Below are 26,358 nucleotides of genomic sequence, written 5' to 3'. Positions count from 1 at the left end.
GGAATATGGCGGAAGCGGAAGTATTAGTCGAAGAATACCGCGGTGGTTCGCTGGAGAATGTCCACGAGGGGCATATATGTGGGGTCATGCCAAACGGAGAAGTGAAATATGCGGTTGGTAATCCGCTGCATCGAACATTTTTACGCTCATCGGCCAAGCCGATTCAAGCCATTCCGGCCATTGTGCACGGTGTGGATGAACGGTATTTGCTCGATGAGCCCGAAGTGGCCATGATGGCAGCATCGCATAGAGCTGAGCCTATCCACGTAGCGGCATTGGAGTCGATGATGCTGAAAACGGGTGTGCGCGAGGAGCAGTTAGTCTGCCATCCGACATATCCGCTGAGCGCATCTGCCAGACATGAACTGATCGCCCGTGCAGGACAGGAACGGCGAATTTACCATAATTGCTCGGGTAAGCATCTGGGTGTGCTGGCGCTATGCCGGAAAATGGGATACAGCACGGAAGATTATTGGCATCAAGAACACCCGGTACAGCAGGAAATATTGCGTACGATGGCGATGATGGCCGATATGCGGCAGGATGAAATCACAGTCGGAACGGATGGCTGTGGCTTCCCGGTTGCAGCTATTCCGCTGCAAAATCTGGCGGCTGCTTATTTGAAGCTGGCCTGTCCGGATTTAATTGCCGATCCAGCTGTTCGTACGGCTGTCGAGAAGATTTCGGGTGTGATGCACCGCAACAACCGGATGATATCCGGAACGGGTTTGATTTGCCCGGAGCTGCTTGCGGATAATAACATAGTGGCCAAGGGCGGCGCGAAAGGTGTGTACTGCTTCGGGCTTCGTGAGGAACGGCTTGGCTTTGCACTGAAGGTGATGGATGGCTCGGAGGATGAATGGCCGCTTATTGTTGCTTCTATTCTGGAGCAGATCGGCTATCGCCGGAAAGAAACGATTGACCGGCTGTACACGTTGTACCCGGTTGATATTAGGAATGATAATAACAAGCTGGTTGGGCGCAACGAGACCGTATTTGAACTGAAGACGGTTTAGTCCTGTGCGGATAGTAAGGCACCGAGAAGCAAAGCAGGAGAAGCAATCACCGAGAAGCAAGCATCGGGAAGCAATCACCGGGCAGCAAAGCAAACAGCAAAGCAAACAGCAAAGCAAACAGCAAAGCAAACCATACTTAAGGGGAGGCGGCAGCGTATGAGCCTAGAAGTAAGTCTGGAAGTGATTGCAACTACGTTGACGGATGCACTGGCTGCAGCAGAGGGTGGCGCAGACCGCATCGAGCTTGTGACCGGGCTGGCAGAAGGCGGATTGACCCCAAGCTATGGGCTTATTGCGCAGGTCGCCTGCTCGACGACGATTCCTGTGCAGGTCATGGTTCGTCCGCACAGCCAATCATTCTGCTACAACGCAGCGGATGTAAAGACGATGCTCAGCGATATCCGTGCCATCAAGGGAATTCAAAACATTTGGAATGCTCAAGGGAATTTATGCAGCAGTCAGAGCGGGCATGGGAACGCGAGCGAAAATATAAGCGACACCGATATTTACGCAATGGACAATGTGTCCCTTTCGCGTATCGGTATCGTGCTGGGCTGTTTGACACGCGACCACAAGATTGACACGGATGTGCTGCAAACGCTGCTGGAGGAGGCTGGGGAGATGGATATCACGTTTCACCGTGCCTTCGACGAGGTAGCTGATCAGGAAAAGGCTTATGAAACGCTGACGCGTTACCCTGCCATCCGCAGGGTGCTTACGTCTGGCGGCAAGCCTTCGGCGCTTGATGCCTTTCCTCAGCTGCGCCGTCTGGTGGAACTGAGCCAAGGCTCACACGTGGCCATACTGGCTGGCAGCGGATTGACGCTTGAAGCGCTGCCGGCGTTATTCCGGGAAACTGGCGTCCGTGAAATCCATTTTGGCAGCGCAGTCCATGGACCTCGCGGTATCATGGATGCCGTTGATAGCGGTAAAGTCTGTGCAATTAAGAAAGCCTTGGTTGCAAACCTGGATAGGTAGAGGCTGTTCAACTATCATTCAATCGATACCCAAAGGGCAGCTAGTAGGGGACAGGGTGATGACCCCGCTTTGCAAAATCGAAAAAAAAAGCTGGCTCCCGTGTTCAACGGGGTGTCAGCTTTTGATTTAGATGGGTTATGCTTTTGAGGAGTGTGGGCTTGACCAGTGAGATAATAAGAGTTTGTGCGTGTTACATGTTAAGGTTAAGATTCCCTGACCAAAGTATAAATAAGATCGTCTATTCCAATTGGGTTAAAAGCTTTGATTTTAAATTTGTGTTCAGTTAAGTAGTTTATGATCTCAGCCGCTTGGCCATTTATACCGGTTTGAAGCAAGGCAATGCATTCCGACGGGACATAACCAGCGTGAGAGCTGGATACATATTGATAATCACCACTGTCAAAACGCAAAATGACTACACCATAGTGCTTAGACATACTTTCCACCTCCTGCTGCATGTATTCGCATAAACGATTTGATGTGTATTTGAAGTGTTCTATCAAGGAATCTACTAAGTTGATTTATGCTCTCTCTAAAAACATAAAGACACTGAGTTATTAAGTCAGTGTCCTCCAAAACGATAGTTTGGTTGAGTTATTCAAGTTAATAAGGTTTGGCTGGGTGGCCTGACCGTTCCGCCTCCTGGACGGCTTCGCTAGTTTGCGTCGATCCCAGGGGTCCACCGAATTCAGTATCAGCAGTGTTCACGTTACCTGACTGTATTCCGTCTATTAGCCCCAAGCCCTCAGCAACCCTCTTGCCGTAGTCCGGATCACATTTAGTGAACAATTGTGTCATTTTTTGTTGAATGTGGGGGCTGCAGGTTTGAAGCGTATTTACAAGATTGAGAATCAGATCGTCTCGCTCCCAGTCCTCGAACTCCCGATATCGCTCCCCGGCATACTTGAAATCATTCGTACGCTCAATGGTTTGCCTCACCAGATTGCCCTCTATAAGAGGCGTGTGCTCTTTGCCCGGCTTCTTGGCTTCCTTTAAGCCGCCTAACGAGGACGGTTCGTAGTTGATGTGAGGGTTTTGTCCAGGGGCTCCGTCCACCCGGTAAGTCATTTGGCCATCGCGCTGGTTCGTGGCTGCATACTTTTTCGGCGCGTTGATAGGCAGCTGTAAATAATTCGGTCCTACCCGGTACCTCTGAGTATCAGAATAAGAAAGCGTGCGTCCCTGCAGCATTTTGTCGTCTGAGAAGTCAAGCCCGTCGACCAGAACTCCAGTTCCGAAGGCTGCCTGCTCTACCTCTGCGAAGTAATTTTCCGGGTTGCGGTTCAGGACCATACGGCCTACAGGCAGGAAAGGAAATTTGTCCGGTGGCCACAGCTTCGTGTCATCAAGGGGATCGAAGTCGAGCTCCGGATGTTCATCATCACTCATGATTTGCACACAAAGCTCCCATTCAGGGAATTTTCCCGATTCGATAGCCTGATACAAATCTTGAGTCGCATGATTAAAGTTTTTCCCTTGGATATCCTCTGCTTCCTTTTGGGTCAAGTTTTTGATTCCTTGCTTGGGCTCCCAATGATACTTGATAAGCACGGCTTCCCCTTGCGCATTTACCCATTTGTAAGTATTGACGCCCGAGCCCTGCATTTGCCGGAAGTTGGCTGGAATTCCCCAAGGCGAGAACAAGAAGGTGATCATCATTAACGCTTCTGGTGTGTGCATAATAAAATCAAAAATACGCTCGCCATCTTGAATGTTCGTAACCGGATCAGGCTTGAAAGCGTGGATAAGATCAGGAAACTTGATGGCATCCCGGATAAAAAATACTTTCAAATTGTTGCCAACAAGATCCCAATTTCCGTCCTCAGTATAAAATTTAACGGCAAAGCCGCGTGGATCTCTAAGTGTTTCCGGAGAATGGCTGCCGTGAATAACTGATGAAAAACGCACAAAGACCGGGGTCTGCTTGCCCTTCTCCTGAAACAAACGGGCACGGGTGTATTTCCCGATTGGCTCATCGCCGACCGTTCCGTAGGTCTCGAAATATCCGTGAGCGCCTGCCCCACGCGCATGAACTACACGTTCAGGAATGCGTTCGCGATCAAAATGGGTAATCTTTTCAATAAATTCGTAGTTCTCGAGGGTAGCAGGGCCACGGCTGCCTACCGTACGCATGCTTTGATTGTTGCCAATGGGGTGCCCCTGACGATTTGTCAGTATCATTTCTTCCTCACTCTGGGAAGTGATGTCATTCTCATTCATTTTCCATATCATCCTTTATATGTATGTGTGTGTTCGTCAGTTGTATATTTCCACAATATTCATTTAAGTATTCTTTTCTTTCCCGTTTATTGGATTTATTTCAGGAACCGCTGGTATGATAAGATAAGGGGAACTCGCATAAGCATTGCGTGGAGTGCGTCCAAGTTGGCGGGCAGTCTGATTAAATAATATGCAATTGGGATGAGGAGGAAGAATAGCTATGAAAGCATTGGTTATCGAAGGGCCTAATCAGGCAGTCATCAAAGAGGTGCCTTATCCAAAGCCGGGACCTGGTGAAATTACCGTTAAGGTTGAACATATAGGAATCTGCGGGACGGATATTCATATTTTTAGAGGGGAGTATGTTTCTCCATTTCCGATTATTCCGGGACATGAGTTTTCGGGGACGGTTTTTGAAATTGGTGAAGGGGTTACAGCCTGGGAGATCGGAGAGCGGGTCAGCGCAGAGCCTAATATTAGCTGTAATGCGTGCCGGTTTTGTCTCACACAAAGACCAAATATGTGCGAAAATTGGAATGCTGTTGGCGTGACACTGAATGGTGCGATGGCAGAATTTGTTGTGGTTCCGGCCCGCTTGGCTGTTAAATTGCCTGATAGCATGGATTTTGAAACGGCAGCTTTTATAGAGCCAATGGCTTGTGTCGTCCATGGTTTAAATCGTCTGCAAATTAAAATTGGCGATCGGGTTCTTTTGTTTGGGGCAGGCGCAATGGGTCAGCAATTAATCCAGTCGATTGCCCGTTCAGGAGCTTCGGAATTAGTGGTTGTTGATATTTCAAAGGCTAAGCTTGATGTGGCTATGAAGTATGGGGCGACCAAGGCGGTAGAAAGTAGAAATTTGGACGCGGAGCTTGGTGACTGTAAGGGCTCGAATGGATTTGATATCGTCATTGATGCGACGGGAATACCTAAGATCATTGAGCAGGCTTTGGATTACATGGGGCAAACCGCTAAATATTTGCAGTTCGGTGTGACAGCTATGCATGATCAGATTCAGATTGAACCCTTCAAGCTATTTAAAAATGATTGGACAATCATGGGTTCCATGGCTACTAATAACACCTTTTTGCCAGCCTTTCAGTGGTTAAATGAAAAAAGAGTCGAAGTGAAACCATTGATTTCTAAAACCATATCCTTGGAAGAAGCGGTTGATTTCTTTGTTCAGCCCAGAGATCCTGAGGATTTGAAGGTGCAGATTAAAATCCAATAATGTTCGAAAAGCAATGGAGCCGCAGCTAGAGTGGCTCTTTTATTTATGGAAGCCTGAAGTACATATTTTCAATTGGCATATTGCTGGTTTGCAATGGTAAAGTAGTAAATCGGTAATGCAGGAAAGTTATAAACCGGCAAAACAGTAAAGGACCAGTCTGTCAAAATAGCGAAAGATAGGCAGCTCATAATTCGTACGTTAAGGAGTCCTAACATTTTGAAGATTTCTGCTTTGCCAGCTGTGCTCATTGATAACCTTGCTCCCTTCAATCCTGTTCCGAAAAGAAAAAGGAACCGCCGATGATGAGCGGACCCTCTATGGGGACTTGATTATTCCATTAATTTATATATCCGTTCCTAGTTTTTGAGGTCTTTTTTGGTGCTCTGCAAAGGACATCTGTACAAAAACCATTATTTTGTGTGCATGCTACCCGCTGTTGCCTTCAAAAAAGCGATAAGGCGCCACACAGACAGAAAGGCCCTATTTTACCACTTCCCCCTAATCTTCGACCAAGAAAAAGAAAATGGATTATAGGGCCATTTCTAGGTACTTTTCCAGTGTTCCTTTAGTCTATAATTTGGAAATGTCGCTTGGCATTCTGCCTGTGCTTTGAATGGTACGAATCTGAGAAGTTGTTATCCGGAATCCAACCAGAATAAACGACGAGGTTACATTGTTAAAGTTAAAAGCTCGTAAGTCTGAAATGTTCTGGCTACCACGGAAAATTCGAAAATTCCCTGTAAAGTTACGGCCTGAAAACAGAACTAACGTAACTTGACTAGGAATTATAACATTTCTTAGCCGAAAACTGGAGATGATGTTGTTAAAACCGAATAATCCCAGATTTGAAACGGCCACGCCTCGTCTAAATGTTAGACTTCTTCTAGTAAAGTTAAAACCCGAGAAAAAAGTAACTCTAACATTTCGATTAAATATTAATCCCATCCCTTTCACTCTCCTAAACATAAGATAGTAACAGTGTATGAATTGGTTAATATATTGGCTTGGACTTATGCTATTAATCTGGAACTCTCCCGGATATCGTATCCTGCCCAATCGCAACGCGGCTTCCAGTCCATGAGATCAAATTTTCGAGCCTTCTAGCGTATGTAGCAGAACAGGAGCGTAAAAGAACCGCCAGCGTCAATCAGAGGGCATTGAGGTTGCTAAGGGAATTGGGGTTAAATTTGGTCGTCCAAAGATAGAAATCGACGGAGCTTTTGTTAAAACCTACGAAGAATGGAAAGAAGTCTTTTGTTTTAAGTCCCCGATGAAGTCAACACGGTTGGTAGAGGTGGTAGTTTTACTTCATACCAAATCTCACAGTCAGGGCATTCAACTTGATCAATGGATAAGAAAATCAACGTTGAAGCCGTAAAGGACTTTATTGAATTTTTTATTAATGATAAAATGCACAAAGGACGAATTTTAATGGCCAGACGAAAAAGCTAAACTAAGCAACAAGAACAATTTCAAAATCGGCTCTATAGTCACCTGCTGCATGAGTTACCTTTACGGCATATCCTGTGACTTGAACAAGTAGCCAAGATAATGTTTAAATGGGAAAGGAATGGTTAGCAATGTTCTTAGATGAAATGATCGATTACAACAAAAGGTTCGTCAAAAATAAGGAATATGTACAATATCAAACGTCAAAGCTTCCCGACAAGAAGCTGGTGGTTGTATCCTGCATGGATACCAGACTAACGGAATTGCTGCCAAAGGCCATGAATTTACGAAATGGGGATGCCAAAATCCTTAAAACAGCCGGTGCGGTTGTTTCCCACCCGTTCGGCAGCATTATGCGAAGCATCATTGTTGCCATTTATGATCTCAACGCCCACGAAGTTTGCGTTGTAGGTCACCACGACTGCGGAATGACCCATGTAAACGCATCTGAAACAACCAGAAAGATGATCGAGCGAGGTATTTCTGAACAAACGATCTCCACCTTGAATTATTCCGGCATTAAAATAAAGGATTGGCTGCGCGGGTTTGATTCTGTTTCGGAAAGCGTTCGCCAGAGTGTTGAAGTGATCCGAAACCATCCGTTAATCCCTAAAGACATTCCAGTTCACGGCTTGGTAATTAATCCCGAAACCGGTGCATTAGACATCATTGAAAATGGCAATAGCTACAAGTCTCAACCATAACCTCTTCTTTATTGGAAATACTGTGCGCCAGCTAGGACATCCCCTCAATCCAAGAGAAAAACCCTTGCCGGCTGTTCGTTTGAGCTTGGTGTTCGTGTGATTTGTGCGATTGTAGCTAAAGAGAGGGAATGGCTGTGGGTGGAAGAGCGGTAGCGTCTGCCTTTAAAGATTTGTTCCTACCTCCTCATCAACTTCATTCAAGGGAACAAATCTTTAACAGCGGCTGGAACCCACAGCGATTTCCTCCGCAACGCACCGAAGCTATGAACTCGCACATCAAAGGACGCCGCAAGGCGTCTTTATTGCTCAAGCAAGCCTGCATAAAGCAGTCCATTGCGGATACCGCCTTTATCAACATCAGTCGTAATATAATCAGCGTAGGGCTTTAATTGCTCGTGAGAATTCCCCATGGCGATGCCAAGTCCAGCCAGCATAAGCATTTCTTTATCGTTCAGACCGTCTCCGAAGGCGACTGCCTCGGCGGGGGACAAATTCAGATGCTGCAGCATAGCCTCAAGGCCTTGCGCTTTGGAGCCGGTAAGCGGTAAAACATCCATAGCCGCGCGATGCCAGCGAATCAAACGGAGGTCTGGAAAAACCTCGTTGTACAAGTGCTCGTCCTCTTCCTGACAATGGAGAAAAGCCTGGTAAATATCCGCACTCTTCCAATAATCGGGGTCATACCCGGGGAGGTCCACTTTCAAGGAGGAGACGGCTTCCATGACATAGGGATGAGCGTCTGAATTGGAGAAGAACGCGTCGCCTCCCTGAAACACGAGGGAGTGATTATGCTTCGCCGCATGGTCCACCAAAGCTTCTAGGCTTGTCCTAGAAATAATCCTTTTAAATAAAGGCTGTCCACGATATACCACATAAGCGCCATTCAGGCTGACGAAGGAATCGATGTCTAGCAATTCGGCAAGCGGCTTGAAAAAATAAGGAGCACGGCCTGTGGCGATGACGACCTCCACACCGCGGCTTTTCAGCTCAGCGATAGCCTCGATTGTGTCTGCGGGTACTTCTTTATCTTCGTTGACCAAGGTACCATCAATATCGAAAAATGCAATTTTATAGCTCATGCTGTAGTCTCCTGCTCATAATTCTTTGGTCCATCTACATTCAATTGTTGGATAAGAGCTTCTAGCGGCAGATCGCCCATCGATTGGATACGCATATCGTAGTTCTCAAAAGCGAGCTTCTCTGTTACGGGGTTGGGAACGATAACGCAGTAAAGACCAGCGGCTTTGGCTGCTTTCGAGCCGTTAACTGAATCCTCGAAGGCAAGCGCTTCGAAGGGTTCAATTCCCAGCGCCTCCACAGCCTGCACGTACAATTCGGGATCTGGCTTGACATGGGCCACATCATCGCTGCTTTTGATGACTTCGAAGTATTCATTCAGACCAAGCACCGCGAGAAAGTTGTCAATCCACAGTCTATTGGAGCTTGAAGCCAAACCAATCCGCAAGCCCAGGCGCCTGGCTGCTTCCAGATAGTCGCGTACACCTTCTCGTGCTTCCACTGAAAGCATTTTTGTCTTATGGAGTTCTAGGACTGAGGTTTCTATGACTCGTGTAGTTTCCGCATTTCCTGTTAATGCCTCCAAGTGCAGCTGCAGCTCGCTGCCATGTGTGCCGATGCAGCGGCTGAAAACGTCGAGTGGAAATTCAATATTATAGGAGGAGAGCACCTCGTAATAGCTGTCAAACCAAGTCGTTTCGGTATCTATAATCAGTCCGTCAAAGTCAAAAACTACTGCTTTTATCATAGAATCACCTTTCTCTTGATGTCTTTGAACATTGTATGTAATTGTTCTATAAGATCTTCTTTTTGTCAATGAGCGATTCTATTAATACGTTTCAAAATGTAGGCGGCTGTGATTTGTTTAAAGCATCCATTGCCTTTTTTAATTCTTCTGGTTTTTGAGTACCAATCACCACAGTTTTATTTCTTAATTTCAACTCCAGTCCTTGGTTCCCATTCATAGTATAAGCCGTTTCTCCTTTAAAATTTACACGAATCCCCCAACCACCAAAACGTTCAAATCCACTGTAAATGATAGGTTCATAGTGTGTTATTTCCTTATACAAAAACTGCCTATAACGAGTGTGAAAAGGCATGAATCGAATATAAAGACCATCATCTCGAACTTCTATGATCAGTTTCATCCATATAAGCATAATTATCGGGAAAGCAATCCCAAAAATAAGCCAAAGAGCAACCAAAACCGCATCTGGAGCAGGGTTACTCCCTAGTGGAATCCCGAAAATAATTTGTTGGATAAAGCCATACCACATAAAAACAGTAACCAGTAAGGCCAATAGCCACAACAAAAGTTGTCGTGGTCTTTGAATTTCTCTATATATAACTTTATTTTGATTTATTATTGCTACCACTCCTTATCATCAAATGTTTTGACACACACTATTCCTTTATTATATCATTTCTTACTATGCGGAATTCCACTGTTTATCGTTCTTTTCTAAAAATCAAACTTTTATTGCTTCTTCATCGTCTAAGTGGGGTAAGTACATAATAAACCTATTCAACTGTGTGCAGTCCTTTATTTATTGTAACCAATTAAGCGGACACCCAAGAGCATATGTATTCTGTACTTAACTATTCCAATCGGAGGGATTATGAGATATGAAAATAAAACTTAAAACACTGCAAGCTGCGGGACCGTTGGTAAAGCAGATTCAATTTGGCAAAAAAGGTTTGCTGGCGCTTACGGTAGCCTTATCCATCAGCATGGCCCCGGCAGCTATTGGATTGCCTATAGGACAGGCTCATGCCGAAAGTGCGGCTAAACTGAACGTTATTAAACAGCCTTTTGTAATAAATGGAACGAACGTTGTTCTTCCTGCTGCAAATGTGGAAGGCAGTATATATATTGGGCTTCGCGCCCTCAATGACCAGCTTGGTCTGAAGACTGGATGGGATCCTGAGACGCGCACCGTTACAGTGGAAGGCCGGGGACGGACAATGGAGCTTTCGTTAAATAACGAATATTTGAATGAATATGTGCTTAATGGGCAGCTGATTTATGGCATGGAGGCGATTGAGCAGGAAGGCTCGACTTACTTACCCCTGCGCTTTTTGTTAGAGCGTATGGGCTATGGCATTTCTTATGATGCAAAATCGCACACCGTCGGTATTCAAACGATTAAAGAGAATGATCTCGCGATTACTACTTCCGCTATTGAGGAAGAAGACGACTATATGTCACTGCTTGTCCACTATCCAAAGTTGACTGGTTTTGCGAACGAGGAAGTTCAACAGCAAATCAATACTTTTTTGAAGAAGGAAGCAGAAACCCATGCGCAGGCTGGCAGATCTGATTTGGAGCAAGCTGTAAAAGGTAATGAGGAGATAGAAGCGGAAAATCCAGATTATTCCATGCCTCCAGTGATCTACGACGGAACCTATACAGTAACTTATAATGAAAACAACAAATTAAGCCTATATGTGGATTATTATATGTACACTGGCGGAGCCCATGGGATGACGGCTAGAGTTCCTTACACATTTGATCTTGGTACGGGTGAGCTAATTACCTTGAAAGAGGCCGCACAGGGGAACGCAAACTACGTATCCATCATCAACAAAGCTATTAACAGCCAAATTGCAGCAGCAGACCTGCCTCTTTTAGAGCCTTTCGAGTCAATCGAACCGGACCGTGAATTCTATCTGAAGCACAACGGGATTACCATCTACTTCAGTCAGTACGAATATACACCTTATGCAGCAGGAATGCCTGAATTTGAAATTCCTTTTGAGGCTTTTAAATAAAGAGGAATTATGAAGTTGCAAAATTACAAAGTAATAGAGTTATAGATAAGGGAGCTTAGCCACCTTGATGTGGTTAGAGTTCCTTTTTTTTCGTCCGGATTTGTTCAAATTTGTTCCCGGTATGTCATTTTGCTTAAAAGATTGACGATATAAAGAAAGCGATATAGAATAAAAATTGCGGAAATAATGGCGATAAGTTTACTCTGATTTCGAAAGAAGGCTAAAAGGCTCAATGAAAGTGAAAACTGTAGCGATTTGTCTGTACGTTATGCTAATATATTGGATCTCCTTGCAGTTCCCGACTTTAGATACATTATTTTACCCTACACTTGGCGCGTTTTGCTTCCTGTTCATATCACGCTCTTTTCTTTTTTCGGAATTGGGCAAAATTATTTTTGGGGCCTTTGTCTCAGCCGTACTGGGGACGGTGTTGTTTTATATTTACCCTAGTGCAATCTCATTATTTATAAACGTACTCATAACGATATGGTTAATTAATAAGTTCAAATGGAATGCCCCGCCTATTGTAGCTGTTTCATTGATTCCGTTCTTTTCCCACTCCTCCCATGCCTGGGCGATTCCGCTAGCCGTCTGCGGCTCCTTGCTTGGATTGCTGCTGATTCTGTTCATGGCTCAGATTGTTGAAAAGAAGCTAGAACTTCTAACTACACGCCAAAAAGCAAAAGCTCTCGGCCGCGAATCTGTGATGGATCAATAAATGTACATAAAATAGAAATGTCTGGACTATTTCCCAGCGGTCAAATATAAGATAGATGAAAAAACACCTCGATTGAGGTGTTTTTTTTCAGCCCGTCTATCCCGAAATGAGCGTGTGTTTCACTTAACGATGTTTTTGATCGTTAAAGTAAGTTTTCCAAGTCAACCCGCCACGTTAATGATGTTTTTCTTCGTTAAAAGAGGATGGATGGCCCATCTGGGCGGAAAAAAGGGATTTTAACGATGTTTTTCATTGTTAAATCAAGGTTGAGGAGACGACACCGCGCTTTTAGTGATGAAAAACATCGTTAAAAATAGCAGTTCTTCATCCCAGCCCCTGCGCTTGCGAGGAATCTCATCCCCCCCCCGATACGAACCACTCATTTGCTTGCAATCGATTGGATGAGTAATTCACCTGCTGCTGGTATGTTCAGCCGCACATAAGAGATTCCACGCCCTTGCTCCAGCTGGGGCAGCACCCCGATACTTTGGCCATTAAGGGACAGATTCGCATGCTCTTGGCTGCAATCCCACCTTAATGTGATCTCTTCCCAACAGTCAAGCTCCATACGTAGTGACGTCTTAAGAGGATAGTACGGCCCTTCATTCAAATATTGAACGTGAAAAGAGCCATCGCCTTCGATTTTAATTCTGAACATGCCACCTTGGAGGTTGTTTGGCTTCATGAAGGACTCGGATACGGCGATATAAGCCCCTTCGAATGAGGCGTCGATTTGCAGCCGCATAGACAGCTCACCTTGCTCCATACGTGGGAAATTGCGTGTCAGGCCAATTGGATTATTGTCTGTAGCATTGTCAGCAGTGTCCGAATTTCTTGCGATCCGCACGGCCTTGTTGTCGTTCTTGTCATGCTTCAATTGAACGCCACAGCTTGTAACAGATGCCGTTTGTAATCCTTCATCCCAGCGCTCGATTTGCTCCTGTTGGGCGACCCACTCCGGATTGACCTTGACAAGCTTGAATTTAATCGTTCCCATCCAATCGCCCAAGTGTACGGATAAGTAACCAACGAGCACAGTGCCATCCCCGAGTGCTTGCATCCATGGATAACATACCGAATGGTTCTCATCCTGCTCCTCTGTTAAATGTGCAATTTCACGGTAACCGCTCCAGCTTCCGTCCACCTCGCGAATAGCAGCGACAAGAGACTGGCGGGAATAACTGACCCCATCACTAATAGGCTCGCATTTGCTATGATTCCAGCACATCATAATACGCCCATTATCCAGTTGCACAAGGCCTGCCGGTGCATTGGAAGCAAAGAACGGAGTGGGACCTGGGACTGTCCAGGTTTCACCTTCATCTGAAGAATAGGATTCATACAGTCTGCCCGTTTGTGTACGAATCACCATCCACACTCGTCCATCCCGCAGTTCTATCACTACCGGCTCTACCGAACCTGACTCAAGGGCAGATCCGCCGTTGTCGACGACCAGCTCGGCATGTGCATTGCGCCACGTATAGCCTTGGTCATCGGACAGGATGGCTTCACTTACGAAACACCCAGTCTCACGGCGTGACAAATAAGAAAACGGCATAACCATCCTGCCACTGGATAGCTGGATTACTGCATTCAGAGAGCCGGTGTAGGAATGGCCGTAATCGATCGTTTCCGGCCCATGCCATGTCTGTCCATTATCTCTGGAATACATATGCAGCATTTGTATAAGACGATCACGGTAGGGGATAAGGGCATCCCAGTTCAGCAACATGAAGGCATACACATGGATCGTACCCTCCTGATCAAGGATTGGAGCGCAATCCAGGTCCAGCATTTTGACTGTTCCTGGCTGCGGGGCGAACGTTATGGCCAATTCGCGTTCACTCCATGTCTGTCCATAATCGCAGGAACGGCGAATATACAAGTACTGGGGTATCGTCGTATCGTTCCACTGTTCAGGCTTTTTGCCTTCTACAATGAAGGATATTAGTGTCTGATCAGGCAAGGTAATGAACGTACCCAGCTTTCCCTCGAAGGAAATTTCTTTAGGTGGCATAGCCTTCTCTATCATATTCATATTCATCTTCCCCTTCAGTTGGTCTATAGCAATTTTCGGAAAGCCCTTCGCTTGCAGCGGCTGGACCACTGGACCCCGAGTGCTCCGCGAGTGTTTTCGCAAGTGCTCCGCGAGTTTTTTCGCGAATGCTCCGCAGCACTTATTGAATATTATAAGCTGCTACGCGGCGGTACGAAATGCTAGATCCTTTACATTCATAGCTACGATTATGACATTTCCTTTCTCGCCACTCGTTCCTTGCTCTGTACCGGCGCATATGAATGAACATGCAGCTTTTGAAGCTATGCCTATTGCCCATATGGCCTAATATATCAATGGTGCAACTATGCTTGATTCTGTGCAGCATGCAGTGGATTTCCTGCTTCAAGGCAATTGACGTAAGGAATTCAAGCCAGTATTATGGTATTACCAATTAAGTAAATATTACATAATAAAGGTAATTTAACAATCAGAAGCAGCCTAAAAATCAGAGGGGGTAAAAAAACATGTTTCGTAAACGCTTTCTTTCCAGGGCTAGGCAGCGTGTTATGCTCATCCGGCTAATTGCCTTTTTTCTCATAATTTCGTTGTTGCCGCTGTTTATTATTAGCTCGATATTTGATAATCAGATTCGGTCAACGATGCAGCAGGAGCTGCTCGCTGCCAATGCCAAATACGTCCAGCAGACTGTCAATGCGATGGAAAGCGTAACGATGCAGATCAGCAGTTTTTTCCGTCAGCTATCGTTGGATAAAGTTGTCAGAGAGTTTGAGCGTTTCCCGCGCGGGACCTACTTTGAATCGCTGACAGGGGAATATCGCGAGGAGGATCTGCCTGGCATGTACAGCTACTTGAAAAGCAAGGAGCAGACCATGCTGGCTATTCGAAAGCTGAAGGATTCCAATGAATTCATTGACTCCGTCTATATGCTCGACCGTGCCAAAAATTTGGTCCTAACGTCCGAAAACCTGGAATACAGACCTGAAAGATTCTATGATGCAGGCTGGGAAAAGGACATCCAAAGCCTGCCGTTCTATCCGACCGTGACAGAGCCACGCATGGCGATCGGGCGTGATTATAAGAAGCGAAAGGTCATACCGATGGTCTATGCTTCCCCGGAAACGGGCAATTATATCGCGGTGAACCTGGATGTCGCGGCACTGGCCAGTGCCTTAACGAGCAAAATGGACGGCAACAACGGTAGTACCGGCAATACATTGTTCGTGCTGTCAACAAGCGGCCAACTGCTGCTGCATGATGGCGATTCACAGACAGAAATGACGGACACAACAATTTCTACCTTGCTGCCACACATGGAACAGATGGGCAAGGTATACTCCGAACAGCTTGTTATTAATGATAGGGCCAGTTTGCTGACGGCATACACTTCTGATCATCTGGGCTGGCGATTTGTAACAATCTCTTCGCTTGAGCAGCTATATGCTGGTATGTCCAAGGCGAGGATGATGATTATTGTGAGCTGCACCATTCTTGTCGCAGCCATTGGCCTGCTTATTTATGCAGCTACTAGGCAAATTTATAACCCTGTTCGCCATCTGCTGGAGTTCATTCACAAAAATTCCGGGCCTAACCATGAGCATGTGAACGCCCAGTCAAGTGAAGTTCGTGTTATTCAGGATAGCTTTAAAGTCGTTATAGAGGATCGGGCCAGCTTGCAGCTCAGGCTGCTCGAAAGCTTACCCGCGAACCAGGAGAAGTTTGTATATACATTGCTCCATAGCCATACGCTGCGCGCGGATGAGATCAAAGAACGGTTGGCATACCTGAATTTAAATTTAGAGATGGAAGGGATTTTCGTCTGGCTCGTCTCCATGCAAGGTGATTCGTATACGGATGTTGAGAAAGAGCGCCTGGATAAGCTTTGCTTGATCGATGAGATTAGGCAATGTTTGCCCGCTGACCATAACAGCATCGTGCTGGAGATCGTCGAAAGCCAGATCGTCGTTCTGATGAATGGTGATGCAGATGAACTGCAAGACAATTATCAATTGGCGGAATGCGTCATCAGGCAAGCGGAAGAGCGGTTGAAACTATATTGCTCCATTGGTATCGGCGAGCATTGCCAGCACCTCTCACAGCTTCCTGCAAGCTTCAACCAGGCAAAAGAAGCGCTTCGTTATCGCATTATGGCAGGCTCCTGCGAGGTTGTGTATACCGACGATGTACGGATGAGCGGCACGCCACTGTTTAATTATCCGAAGGAAAAAGAAGAGGCATTTATTTATGCGCTTATTAACGGCGAAAGCCAGAAGGCACGGGGCATTCTCGCGCAAATGATGCGGGATTTTCAGGAACAGGAAGGTAAAGTTCACTACCACCAGATCAAGCATGCGCTCATTCAATTGTTGAGCCGTATTATGGCAATCGCCAATGACATTCGGATAGATCTCAATATGCTGCTGATGGAAAACAATAATTTGTTTCACTTGCTGCAGCAAAAAAACAATTGGAAAGAAATTACATGCTGGTTTGAGGAATTGGTTGCGAAGCTGTCCGATTATATGGGGCATGCTGTCCGCGACAAAAAAAATCGTCATATTGAGCAAGTGCTTGCTATGCTCGGCCAGGAATGCGGGGAGAAGATCACACTGGGCTACGTAGCGGAGCAGCTTGGGTTGAACCCGTCGTATTTGAGCCGTATTTTTAAGGATGAGCAAGGCATCACTTTTTTGGAGCATTTGACCTCTGTACGCATACAACGCAGCAAGCAACTGCTTGAACAAACAAATTTAAAAATTAAAGATATCGGGGAGCAAGTCGGTTATCTGCAAACGAACTATTATATTAAGCTGTTCAAGGAATTTACAGGCACCACACCGGGTGAATATCGAAAAAACCTTACAGTTTCTCGGTAAAGTCATAATATTACCTATGAATGTCAAAGATGAATCATTTAAATCATGCGGTGTCGTAACCTATAATTTGGCTATGTTCTTAACAAACAAAGGGAGGTTGCGTATGAAAAAGAAATGGTTCCAGTTATTGCTGAGCATCACTTTAGTACTTTCTTTATTGGCAGCGTGTTCATCCAATACACCGGCTGAGCCGTCAGCAAGCGATTCCGGCAGCACTGCCGGTACAGATGGAGAGGCACCAAAAGATTATGGGAAAGTATATTTGTACCCCAACTATGGGCATCTAGGAAATGCAGTCAATATGAGCACCAAAGAGACATTGGATGAAATACGCCAATACATTAAAGAGCAGACGGGCGTAGAAGTCATTGAGATCGTGCCGCCGAAAGGGTCGGAGGCAGACCGGTTGAATTTACTGCTGGCTGGCAATGAACCGTTGGATATTTATATCGGAACAATGGATCTGCATCAAGCCAGTGGTGGCGCTTTCCCTTTGAACAAGCTGCTTGATAATCATGGTCAAGCAATCAGGGCATTGTGGCCAGACAATTGGTCGAGGGCTTCCTGGGAGGCACTCCAAACGTCGGATGGCGAACTGTGGGCATTGCCGATCTCGCCCCCGATGGCTGGCGAGGCGTTAACCATTCGCAAAGATTGGCTCGATGAGGTGGGATTGCCAGTGCCGACAAATCTGGAGGAATTTGAAGCTGTTTTAAAAGCATTCAAAGAAAAAGACCCGGTCGGCAATGGCGAAACCATTCCGCTTATTACGTCCTTTGCCGAAATGAACCGGACATTGGCTGGCTTGTTCATGGATAACGGCTATGGCAACTGGATCGATGCCGAAGGTAAAGTACGGCCGACGGTGCAAAATCCGGATTATGAAACGTTCGTCAAAAAAATGGCAGATTGGTTTAAGAAAGGATATATTTACCGCGAATCATTCTCCTCAGATGGAACACGTGTGATCGAGCTTGTCAGAGCCAACCGGGTTGGCAGCGCAGCAACATGGCATTCACGCACATTTGCCCAGACAATGGCCATTCGCGGCACGTTAGATCAAGATGCTGAGTATGTAGTGGCTGATCTGCAAGGGCCTAAAGGTTATGGACGGATGGTAGGCGGCGTTGGAAAAGCAGGCACGATGATTAACAAAAACGCCAAAAACCCTGAAGGTGCGATTCGCTATATTAATTGGCTGCAATCCGATGTGGACAATTATTTGACCGGATACTACGGCTTGCAGGGAAAGCATTGGGAATGGGTTGACAAGGAACAAGGAACACTCCGCCGCTTGAATACCGACTATGCCGGTGAGTTTATGACGGCCTTCTCCTTTGCCATGACGGTCCAATTCCGCGAAGATGATCCGAACAGTAACGACCCATGGATCAGGCCATTTTTTGCTAAGTATCTGGTAGAGAAAGAGAAAGTGAAGTATGAAGGAACCTCAGAGGTAAGCTACTTGTTTGAAACAGCCAGAATTGCTGAGGAAGTTCCGTCATTGAGTGATGTTGACAGAATGATTGAACAGGAGATTACAAAGTTCATCATGGGTGCCCGGCCATTGTCCGAGTATGCCCAATTTTTGAAAGAGCTTGAGGATGCAGGGATCAATAAATGGATTGATGCATATACGAAGGAATATGAGCGCGTGAAGGACAGGGAAGCGGGATGATCAACATTTGAAAACTTCAATATGGGTTCGAATGAGAAGGGAAAAACTGTATTTATTATTAGTACTTCCTGGCTTGTTGTATTTTCTGATTTTTCAGTATGGCCCTATGTATGGTGTTATTATAGCCTTCAAAGATATTTCACCTTTCCAGGGACTAAGCGGCATTTTGTCAGCGGATTGGGTAGGGCTCAAGCATTTCCGTAATTTTATAGATTCCTACTACTTCTGGAATATTATCGGCAACACGCTCATTATTAGCTCTTACAAGCTGTTTTTTGGCTTCCCTGCACCGATTATTTTAGCGCTGTTATTAAATGAAGTTCGGCTGAAGGTTTTAAAAAAAACGGTCCAAACCATTTCCTATATGCCGCATTTTATTTCGATGGTCGTGCTGGCAGGCCTCGTCACTATGATGCTGACAGCGGATGGCGGATTTATCAACAGCGCTTTACAGCGCCTGGGTTTTGAGCCGATTATGTTTTTGGGGGATCATCGCTATTTCAGGTCCGTCCTTGTCATCTCCGGGATATGGAAGGAAATCGGCTGGAGCAGCATTATTTATATTGCAGCGATCGCAGGGGTGGACCAGCAGCTCTACGAAGCTGCCAAAGTCGACGGTGCAGGGCGGATCAGGCAGATGTGGAACATCACGCTTCCGAGCATTAGCTTTATTATGGTTATTCTGTTTATACTGAACATCGGTCATATTCTGGATGCCGGCTTCGAGCAAATATTCTTGCTTTATTCGCCGTCCGTGTATGAAGTTGCAGATATTATCGATACGTATGTGTACCGCAAAGGGCTGCTTGATTTGCAATATTCATTCGCGTCAGCAGTGGGGCTGTTCAAAGCCGTTATTGCGCTTATATTGGTCGCCGGGGCGAACTACGTAGCGAAGAAGCTAGGACATGAAGGAATATGGTAGGTGAGATGGAATGAGAGAATCCGCCAGCGGCAAGCTATTTAACATTTTTAATTACACCTTTTTGTCAGTGATGACGTTAACATTTATCGTTCCTTTCCTTATCTTGCTTTCTACCTCGCTTGTTAGTGAACAGGAGCTGATCCGGCGGGGAAGCTTCATTCTGATTCCCGAGAAAATCGATGTGACCGCGTACAAGACGTTGCTGAGCCAAGGATCCGCGTTGTACAAAAGCTATTGGATTTCCATATTGCGTACAACGGTTGGCACTTCGCTCAATCTGATTTTTACGGCAACAATGGCCTATGGGATATCGAGAACAACGTTGCCAGGGCGCAACATCATCATCACGCTTGTATTTATATCGATGCTGTTCAGCGGCGGCCTGGTGCCCACGTATTTGCTGATGAAGTTTTTGCATCTGACCAATACGTTCTGGGTCATGATTCTTCCATCGTTGATTAGCGCCTGGTATTTATTAATTATGAAGAGCTTTTTCTCACAAATACCGGAAAGCCTAGAAGAGTCTGCCGTTCTGGATGGCGCCTCACCGCTGAGGGTACTGGTCAGTATTATTGTACCCATAAGCATGCCTATGCTTGTAACGATCGGTTTGTTCTATGGGGTTACGCACTGGAATGCCTGGTTTGATGCCACCATATACATTACGAACCCGGACCTTATGCCAGTACAAGTGTTCTTGAGGCGCATTGTTTTGACGATGACCAATCAGGATCTGGATAGCGCTATTTTGCTGAATATGAACGAGAGGGCGACGCCTCAGGCGTTACGAGGGGCAATGATTATGATTACTACTGTCCCGATCATGTGTGTATACCCGTTTTTGCAGAAGCATTTCATCAAAGGCGTGCTGGTTGGGTCTGTAAAAGGTTAATGCGTTAGCGGTAGGATTTTATATCTGAGAAAAGAGGTGGTGGTTTCATGAAGGGAAGTAAGCTGGGGTCAACGGCCTTCAGGGTCTTACTAAGTATTTGTGTTATTCTTTCCACACTAGGCCTTACTTCTGGCCAAGCGGCAACAGCGTATTCGGCAGCAGCTTCAGTGCAAACAGCTCCAGTGCAGACAGAGAAGCTGACAGGCACGGATATTCAGGGACACTGGGCACAAGCCCAGTTAACAAAGTGGCTGGAGGCTGGCTTGCTACAGGGCTATACGAATGGACAGGTGGCACCTGATCTTCAAATTGCCAGAGGAGAGATGGTTGCATTAATTAATCGTTCCTTTGGCTTCACGGCACAGAAAGACATTCAATTCACGGATCTAACTGCAGCAGATTGGCAGTATGAGGATGTGTCTATCGCGGTAAATGAAGGCTATCTCCAAGGTTATGAAGATGGAACCGCACGTGTGCAGGGTAAGATCAGCAGACAGGAAGCGGCTGTTATGTTAGGTGCCATTCTAGCGCCGTATTTGAACAAGCTTTCAGCTGCAGAAGCTCCGGCCTTCATGGATGATGCCGAGATTGCAGACTGGAGCCATCAGGCAGTACAGCTCATTGCCGGGTTCAAAATCATGATTGGATACAAAGATGGCAGCTTCAGGCCACTCACCGCAATGACACGGGCAGAAGCCGTTACACTCCTTGACAGAGCCTTGACTTTCGTTCATGCACAGGATGCAGTCGAACGTAGCTTTGGAGAACCCGGTGTATACGGTCTGGAGGAGGATCAGACGGAAACTATACATGGAGATGTGGTCATATCCTCTAAGGCAGTGACTTTGCGCAACATGATCATTAAAGGGCAGTTAACGTTAACGGACGGCATCGGCGAAGGCGATGTACGGCTTGACCGGGTAAAGGTAGAGGGCCAAACGACTATTAACGGTGGAGGAACTCATAGCGTTTATATCCGTGATTCTCAGCTGGGCAATGTAATAATTGACAAAAAACTTAGCCCTGTCCGAGTAGTGCTTGAAGGAAATACAACGATTGGAGCTGTTAGTATACATTCCGCAGCGACCTTGGAGCATGCAGCTGTTGTTTCAGGAGGAGGGGTTCACAGTGTTCAGGTCTCAGCAAGCCTACCTGCTGGCAGCAAGGTAATCCTTAATGGACAATTTGATCGCGTTGAAGTTGAGGCTTCCGATGCCAGAATTGAGCTGCTTCATGGAGTGATTAACAAGCTGGTTATTAAGTCACAAGCAAGCGGAACGACCCTTGTAACTGAACAGGATACGACGATTATCTGGCTAGTTGTGGAAGCGATCCTCCATGTTCTAGGGACTGGCACGATAGAAAAGGCAACGCTGAGCGAAGGCGCCAAAGGCTCGACATTTGAAAGCCAGCCATTATCACTGGAAGGCGCAGCTACCATATCATCTGGATCGCCTCCGTCGACCGGAGCGCCTGCTACGAATCCCCCGGAGCAAAGTGATAATGCCAAAATCGTATCTCATACAGCTGTTAATGGTGCCATTACCGTCTTTTTTGACAAATTGCCAGCCGATGAGCCACAGCAGAGTGATTTCATTATCAAGCAGCAAATCGCTGGTGAATTAGAGCTAACGATTGCCCCGAACAAAGTGATCTGGCATGCTTCCAATAATAAAGCGGTGTTAAAGATTGCATCCATTGTGCTCAAGCCGGAGGAACAGCAAGTCACATATCGCATCTCCTACAAAGGTCAGACAGCCGTTGATGTTGCTCCCTTGGTTGTACCAGCGGGCTTGCTGCTTGTGGAGCAAGGGCAGGCACATGCTGTAATAGTTGTTGCAGCAGCAACTGGAGCAACGGTGGAGGCAGCTGAATTGCTTGCTGCATATGTGGAGAGATCGACCACTGCTGAACTGCCGATTATACCTCAAACGGAACTGGATGCCAATGAGCAGTTGTACAGCGATCTCGCAAAAATATACATCGGCACCAGCCATCCTGGAGATGAATTGTATTTGGAGAGCCAACTCGCAGCAATGAAAGAAGATTCGTTTATTATCGATTCGAAAGCAGGCGCTATAACAATTGTTGGCACTACAGTACAGGGCATGGAGTACGGCGTATATGAATTTCTTGAGCGTTATGTCGGCGTGCGCTGGTTGATGCCTGGAGAAGATGGTGAGGATGTCCCGCAGCATCCAGATTTATTCGTGCCCATTCAGGAAGTTCAGGAAGAGCCTGTGTACTTGTCGCGGGTCATGTGGCCATTACAGTATTACAACCAAGTAGGGAGTAATCCGACACAGCATGAATGGGGCGTACGCAATCGGCTGCGCGTGCAGAATATAGGCTATGAGCATAATGTTTGGCGATTTTTCCCGACATCACAAGCTTATTTAAACATGCATCCCGACTATTTCTCCCAAAAAAATGGCGTGCCTTACATTCCGGTCGTGAATTGGGGCTGGCAGCCATGCTATAGCAATCCTGAGACCGCTCAAGTCGCAGCTGCCTGGATTATCAATTATTTTAACGCCAATCCTAATGAACCTTCCATGTCTCTTGCGGTCAATGACAATGGTACTTTTTGTGAAGAAAATCCAGCCCATGGCAACTATACGAGCCAAAAAAATTCGTTAGGGCTGACAGATATGTCGGACATCTACTACACATGGGTGAATGATGTCGTTGAAAGAGTGCTCGCAGCAGAGAACGGGAAATTCAAGGACAAATGGTTTGGCATACTTGCCTACCAGGAAGTGTATGATCCGCCTTCTTTTCAGCTTCATGAACGGGTTGTTCCTTATTTGACCAAAGACAGAATGACTTGGAACGACTCTGGTGTGTTGGCTAAAGATGTTGCAATTATGCAAGCCTGGGAACAGAAAGCGGCAAATATTGGTCTCTATGATTACACCTACGGTACACCATATACAGTGCCACGCGTATACTTCAACATCCTCGCTGATATATTCAAGTATGGGGAACAGCATCAAGCCAACGCCTATTTCACGGAAATGGCTCCTAACTGGGGTGAAGGGCCAAAGGCTTGGCTTATGACGAAGCTGTTATGGAATCCTGATCAGGATATTGATGTATTGCTGGATGATTGGTACACACGCGCAGTTGGTGCAGAGGCAGCACCTTACCTTCAGGCGTACTATGAGCATTGGAATGATTTTTGGGAAAATAGGATCAAAGAGACAAGTTGGTTTAACGGTAGAAAAAATACGACGTATTTGAACTTTTCCTCTGCAAGCTATCTATCCATCGTCGGAGAAGAAGAAATCAGGCAGAGCCGGTTATGGCTGGAGACAGCGCTCGACAAAGCGGTGACAGCTAAGGAAAAGTCAAGGGCGGCGCTGCTGTTGCGCGCATTCGAATACTATGAAGCGTCAGCAATCAGCTATCCGAAGTCAGTGGCGCCTTTGCAGACGGCTGCTGATGCGCTCATACTGCTGGAGCAAGCTGTGAATTTCGAAGAGAAAATGACGTATGCTAAAAAAAGACAGACATTGGTTGAACAATTCAAAAATGATCCGATACTCGTGCATACCCCATTGTTTGAAATGAACCGCACAGGAATGCTTTGGTCTGGAATAAATGCAGAAGCGTTCTGGGCGCTCGTTGCTTATTTGAAGGATCATGAACCGTCATCAGGACCTGTACATCAAAAGGCAGTGGAGTTGGCGGCACAAGGGGAAACACCAATGATTCGCAATTATGCCCAATTGCTATTGAAAGCAGTAGTTGATGGACCGAATAATCTTAATTCATCGTTTGAGGAAGCAACTGAAAACGATAATGGAAAAGTGACGGCCAAATATTGGGATGCGAATATTGTTAATTATGGGAAGTTCGACAAGAAAACCGGTCTTGCTGCCTCAGGGGACTCAAGTGTGGTAGTGAAGGATTTTTATTTTGGTGATATCAATCAAACCATGCCTGGCCAATCAGGCCTTGCTATTGCCCGCCTCAAATATTTTGTCAGCAATGATATTGCTTCTGTCGGAGACATCTGGCTGGAATTGAACCTTCTGGATGAGCAGGGCCACAAGCTGGCGACCTTTAAGAGTGACCAACAGCCTTTCTATACCTCGATGGGCAGGTGGCAAACGATTCAAATTATGGATGTCGTGCCAAGCAAGGTGAACGGCATACCAGTGAAAGGTATTCGTATGTCTGCTACGGTGAACGGCTTTTTCGAGGGAGGTACCTTGTATCTGGATGATTTCGAGTTCTATCAAGCAGATGATCCTGGCGAGGTTCCGCTGCTCACTGCAGTAGAAGCAGAGAATGGTACGCTGCGTATTGTGTTTAATGAGGAGCCGGCACAAGTGCCGCAAATTGAAGATTTCAGCGTAGAGCAACTCGATGGCACAGGCGTCATTACTCCGACGTATATAGAATGGGATGCTGCAACTCGAACAGCTTCGCTAGCAATACCGTCTATTGCACAGCTCGCATGGGAGCAAAGTGTGGAGTACGAAATCACTTACAAGGAAGACTTCATTCGTTCGACGCCTTTGGTGATTGGACGCTTGCCAGGGTATACCTCAGTGCTGGCCAACTCATCCTTTGAGGATTGGACAGCCGGGAAGCCAGATGGCTGGCGCCTTTGGGGAGAAGGATTCACACGTGCAGATACAATCAAACGGAGCGGACAGGCGAGTCTGACTGTGAATGGATTAAGTGCTGCGCAGATTCAAGCAGGCGGCGGGGGGCCGTTTCAAGGAATCGTTCTGGAGCCTGGACAATATGTCGGTGCCTTCCATTACCGGACTGCTGCTCAAACAGAGGGGACAATCGGCTTCTCGTTAGTATTTAAAAATGCACAAGGTACCAATATCGGTTCCGTTCCTGTTCCTGTGCAGCAAGGAGCTACGTCTGGCGGAAAATGGGTGACTTTCTCAACCGAGTTTGAAGTAATGTCCCATTATAATGGTGTGCCAATGGCAAGCGCAGAACTGCTGATTCATATTAAAAACTTTAAAACAGGTGAGCGGCTCTACCTGGACGATATCGAGCTGATCCGGAAGGATGATGTTCCAGTACCAGTACCGGTATCAGCGGAAGCAGCAAATGGCGAGCTGCTTGTCGTCTTTAATACGGCGCCGGAGCAAACACCGGCCATAGCTGATTTTGCAATAAGCAATACACATAACGGTCAGACAGTCATTCCGGCTGGGGTGAACTGGGATGCTGCGACTTTAACAGCAACCGTAACGATTCCCAGCATTGCCCCCCTTCCATGGGAGCAATATGCTGCATATGAAATCGGATATGGCAGTGCACCTGTGTTGCAGACGAATCTGATAACGGTTGGACGCTTGGCGGGATACACGTCAGTACTGGCCAATTCATCCTTTGAGCATTGGACGAACGGCAAAGCAGATGGTTGGAGTTATTGGGGAGAGGGCTTCACACGCTCGGATTCGCTCAAGCGAAGCGGGCTATCGAGCATGACAATCAATGGATTGTCTGCGGCGCAGATTCAAGCAGGTGGCGGGGGACCGTTCCAAAGAATTGTGCTGGAACCTGGTCACTATGTGGGGGTACTCCATTACCTGACATCTGCCCAAACAGAGGGGACAGTAAGTTACTATATAGTATTCAAAAATGCACAGGGCACAAATATCGGCTCTGTCCCTGCACCGGTGCAGCAAGGATCAGCATCTGGGGGGCAATGGGTAACCTATTCGACTGAATTTGAAGTGATGTCCCATTACAACGGTGTGCCGATGGCGAGTGCAGAGCTGCTAATTCATATTAGAAATTTCAAAGTAGGAGAACGGCTCTACCTGGATGATATTGAGCTAATTCGCCAGGATTAATATCAAGATGAATCCGATAAGCTAAACAGAG

17 protein-coding genes are annotated in these 26,358 nt (G+C 46.4%); 11 read left to right on the top strand and 6 right to left on the bottom strand.

Annotated elements, in window-relative coordinates; genetic code table 11:
- Nucleotides 1-5 precede the first annotated feature (5 nt).
- Together J2Z66_RS27405 and J2Z66_RS27400 are read left to right on the top strand one after the other, a co-directional pair.
- Nucleotides 6-1,016, top strand: coding sequence for an asparaginase (locus tag J2Z66_RS27405; protein ID WP_209975936.1), 1,011 nt, complete (start codon nt 6-8; stop codon nt 1,014-1,016).
- A 156-nt stretch (nt 1,017-1,172) separates the two neighbouring features.
- The gene (locus J2Z66_RS27400) at nt 1,173-1,994 is read left to right on the top strand and encodes a copper homeostasis protein CutC (protein ID WP_209975935.1); all 822 of its coding nucleotides are present in this window, start codon (nt 1,173-1,175) and stop codon (nt 1,992-1,994) included.
- A gap of 203 nt (nt 1,995-2,197) precedes the next feature.
- On the opposite strand, the gene J2Z66_RS27395 is transcribed toward J2Z66_RS27400, so the two are convergent.
- Entirely contained in the window at nt 2,198-2,431 is a 234-nt protein-coding gene (locus J2Z66_RS27395; protein WP_209975934.1) for a hypothetical protein, read from the bottom strand.
- Between the two features lie 166 nt (nt 2,432-2,597).
- Nucleotides 2,598-4,214 carry a catalase gene (locus tag J2Z66_RS27390; RefSeq protein ID WP_245375880.1) on the bottom strand — a complete coding sequence of 539 codons (1,617 nt, stop codon included), beginning with the start codon at nt 4,212-4,214 and terminating at the stop codon, nt 2,598-2,600.
- 220 nt (nt 4,215-4,434) lie between these two features.
- Between J2Z66_RS27390 and J2Z66_RS27385 the strand changes: the two genes are divergently transcribed.
- A complete protein-coding gene (locus tag J2Z66_RS27385) occupies nt 4,435-5,445 on the top strand; it encodes a zinc-dependent alcohol dehydrogenase family protein (protein ID WP_209975932.1) in 1,011 nt (336 codons plus the stop codon).
- A 1,580-nt stretch (nt 5,446-7,025) separates the two neighbouring features.
- Nucleotides 7,026-7,598, top strand: coding sequence for a beta-class carbonic anhydrase (locus tag J2Z66_RS27380; protein ID WP_209976044.1), 573 nt, complete (start codon nt 7,026-7,028; stop codon nt 7,596-7,598).
- Nucleotides 7,599-7,897: 299 nt separating this feature from the next.
- On the opposite strand, the gene J2Z66_RS27375 is transcribed toward J2Z66_RS27380, so the two are convergent.
- The 3 genes from J2Z66_RS27375 to J2Z66_RS27365 form a co-directional block, all read right to left on the bottom strand.
- Nucleotides 7,898-8,677 (bottom strand): Cof-type HAD-IIB family hydrolase, encoded by a 780-nt coding sequence (locus J2Z66_RS27375; RefSeq protein WP_209975931.1) that lies wholly within the window; start codon nt 8,675-8,677, stop codon nt 7,898-7,900.
- The gene (locus J2Z66_RS27370) at nt 8,674-9,363 is read right to left on the bottom strand and encodes an HAD family hydrolase (RefSeq protein WP_209975930.1); all 690 of its coding nucleotides are present in this window, start codon (nt 9,361-9,363) and stop codon (nt 8,674-8,676) included. The genes J2Z66_RS27375 and J2Z66_RS27370 overlap by 4 nt, the downstream gene beginning before the upstream one ends.
- Before the next feature lie 91 nt (nt 9,364-9,454).
- The gene (locus J2Z66_RS27365) at nt 9,455-9,982 is read right to left on the bottom strand and encodes a DUF6141 family protein (RefSeq protein ID WP_209976043.1); all 528 of its coding nucleotides are present in this window, start codon (nt 9,980-9,982) and stop codon (nt 9,455-9,457) included.
- A gap of 259 nt (nt 9,983-10,241) precedes the next feature.
- Between J2Z66_RS27365 and J2Z66_RS27360 the strand changes: the two genes are divergently transcribed.
- Both J2Z66_RS27360 and J2Z66_RS27355 read left to right on the top strand, forming a co-directional pair.
- Entirely contained in the window at nt 10,242-11,387 is a 1,146-nt protein-coding gene (locus J2Z66_RS27360; protein ID WP_209975929.1) for a PdaC/SigV domain-containing protein, read from the top strand.
- Between the two features lie 232 nt (nt 11,388-11,619).
- On the top strand, nt 11,620-12,105 hold the full coding sequence (locus J2Z66_RS27355; RefSeq protein WP_209975928.1) for an HPP family protein: 486 nt from the start codon (nt 11,620-11,622) through the stop codon (nt 12,103-12,105).
- 379 nt (nt 12,106-12,484) lie between these two features.
- Here the strand turns inward: J2Z66_RS27355 and J2Z66_RS27350 are convergent, their stop codons facing one another.
- Complete coding sequence (locus tag J2Z66_RS27350; protein WP_209975927.1) at nt 12,485-14,143, bottom strand: sialidase family protein; 1,659 nt, start codon at nt 14,141-14,143, stop codon at nt 12,485-12,487.
- A 485-nt stretch (nt 14,144-14,628) separates the two neighbouring features.
- Here J2Z66_RS27350 and J2Z66_RS27345 point away from each other — a divergent pair, with 485 nt between their 5' ends.
- From J2Z66_RS27345 to J2Z66_RS27325, 5 genes are all read left to right on the top strand, one after another.
- Entirely contained in the window at nt 14,629-16,998 is a 2,370-nt protein-coding gene (locus J2Z66_RS27345; RefSeq protein ID WP_209975926.1) for a helix-turn-helix domain-containing protein, read from the top strand.
- A gap of 103 nt (nt 16,999-17,101) precedes the next feature.
- The gene (locus tag J2Z66_RS27340; protein ID WP_209975925.1) at nt 17,102-18,676 is read left to right on the top strand and encodes an extracellular solute-binding protein; all 1,575 of its coding nucleotides are present in this window, start codon (nt 17,102-17,104) and stop codon (nt 18,674-18,676) included.
- A 7-nt stretch (nt 18,677-18,683) separates the two neighbouring features.
- Nucleotides 18,684-19,601, top strand: coding sequence for an ABC transporter permease (locus tag J2Z66_RS27335; RefSeq protein ID WP_245375879.1), 918 nt, complete (start codon nt 18,684-18,686; stop codon nt 19,599-19,601).
- 10 nt (nt 19,602-19,611) lie between these two features.
- A complete protein-coding gene (locus J2Z66_RS27330; protein ID WP_209975924.1) occupies nt 19,612-20,493 on the top strand; it encodes a carbohydrate ABC transporter permease in 882 nt (293 codons plus the stop codon).
- 47 nt (nt 20,494-20,540) lie between these two features.
- Complete coding sequence (locus J2Z66_RS27325; protein WP_209975923.1) at nt 20,541-26,327, top strand: DUF4838 domain-containing protein; 5,787 nt, start codon at nt 20,541-20,543, stop codon at nt 26,325-26,327.
- The last annotated feature ends 31 nt before the right edge of the window (nt 26,328-26,358 follow it).

It is taken from the genome of Paenibacillus eucommiae (assembly GCF_017874215.1).
In the GTDB taxonomy this organism is placed as follows: domain Bacteria; phylum Bacillota; class Bacilli; order Paenibacillales; family NBRC-103111; genus Paenibacillus_AI; species Paenibacillus_AI eucommiae.
The sequence above is the reverse complement of the archived record's forward strand: the minus strand, read 5'-3'. Positions and strand labels throughout refer to the sequence as shown.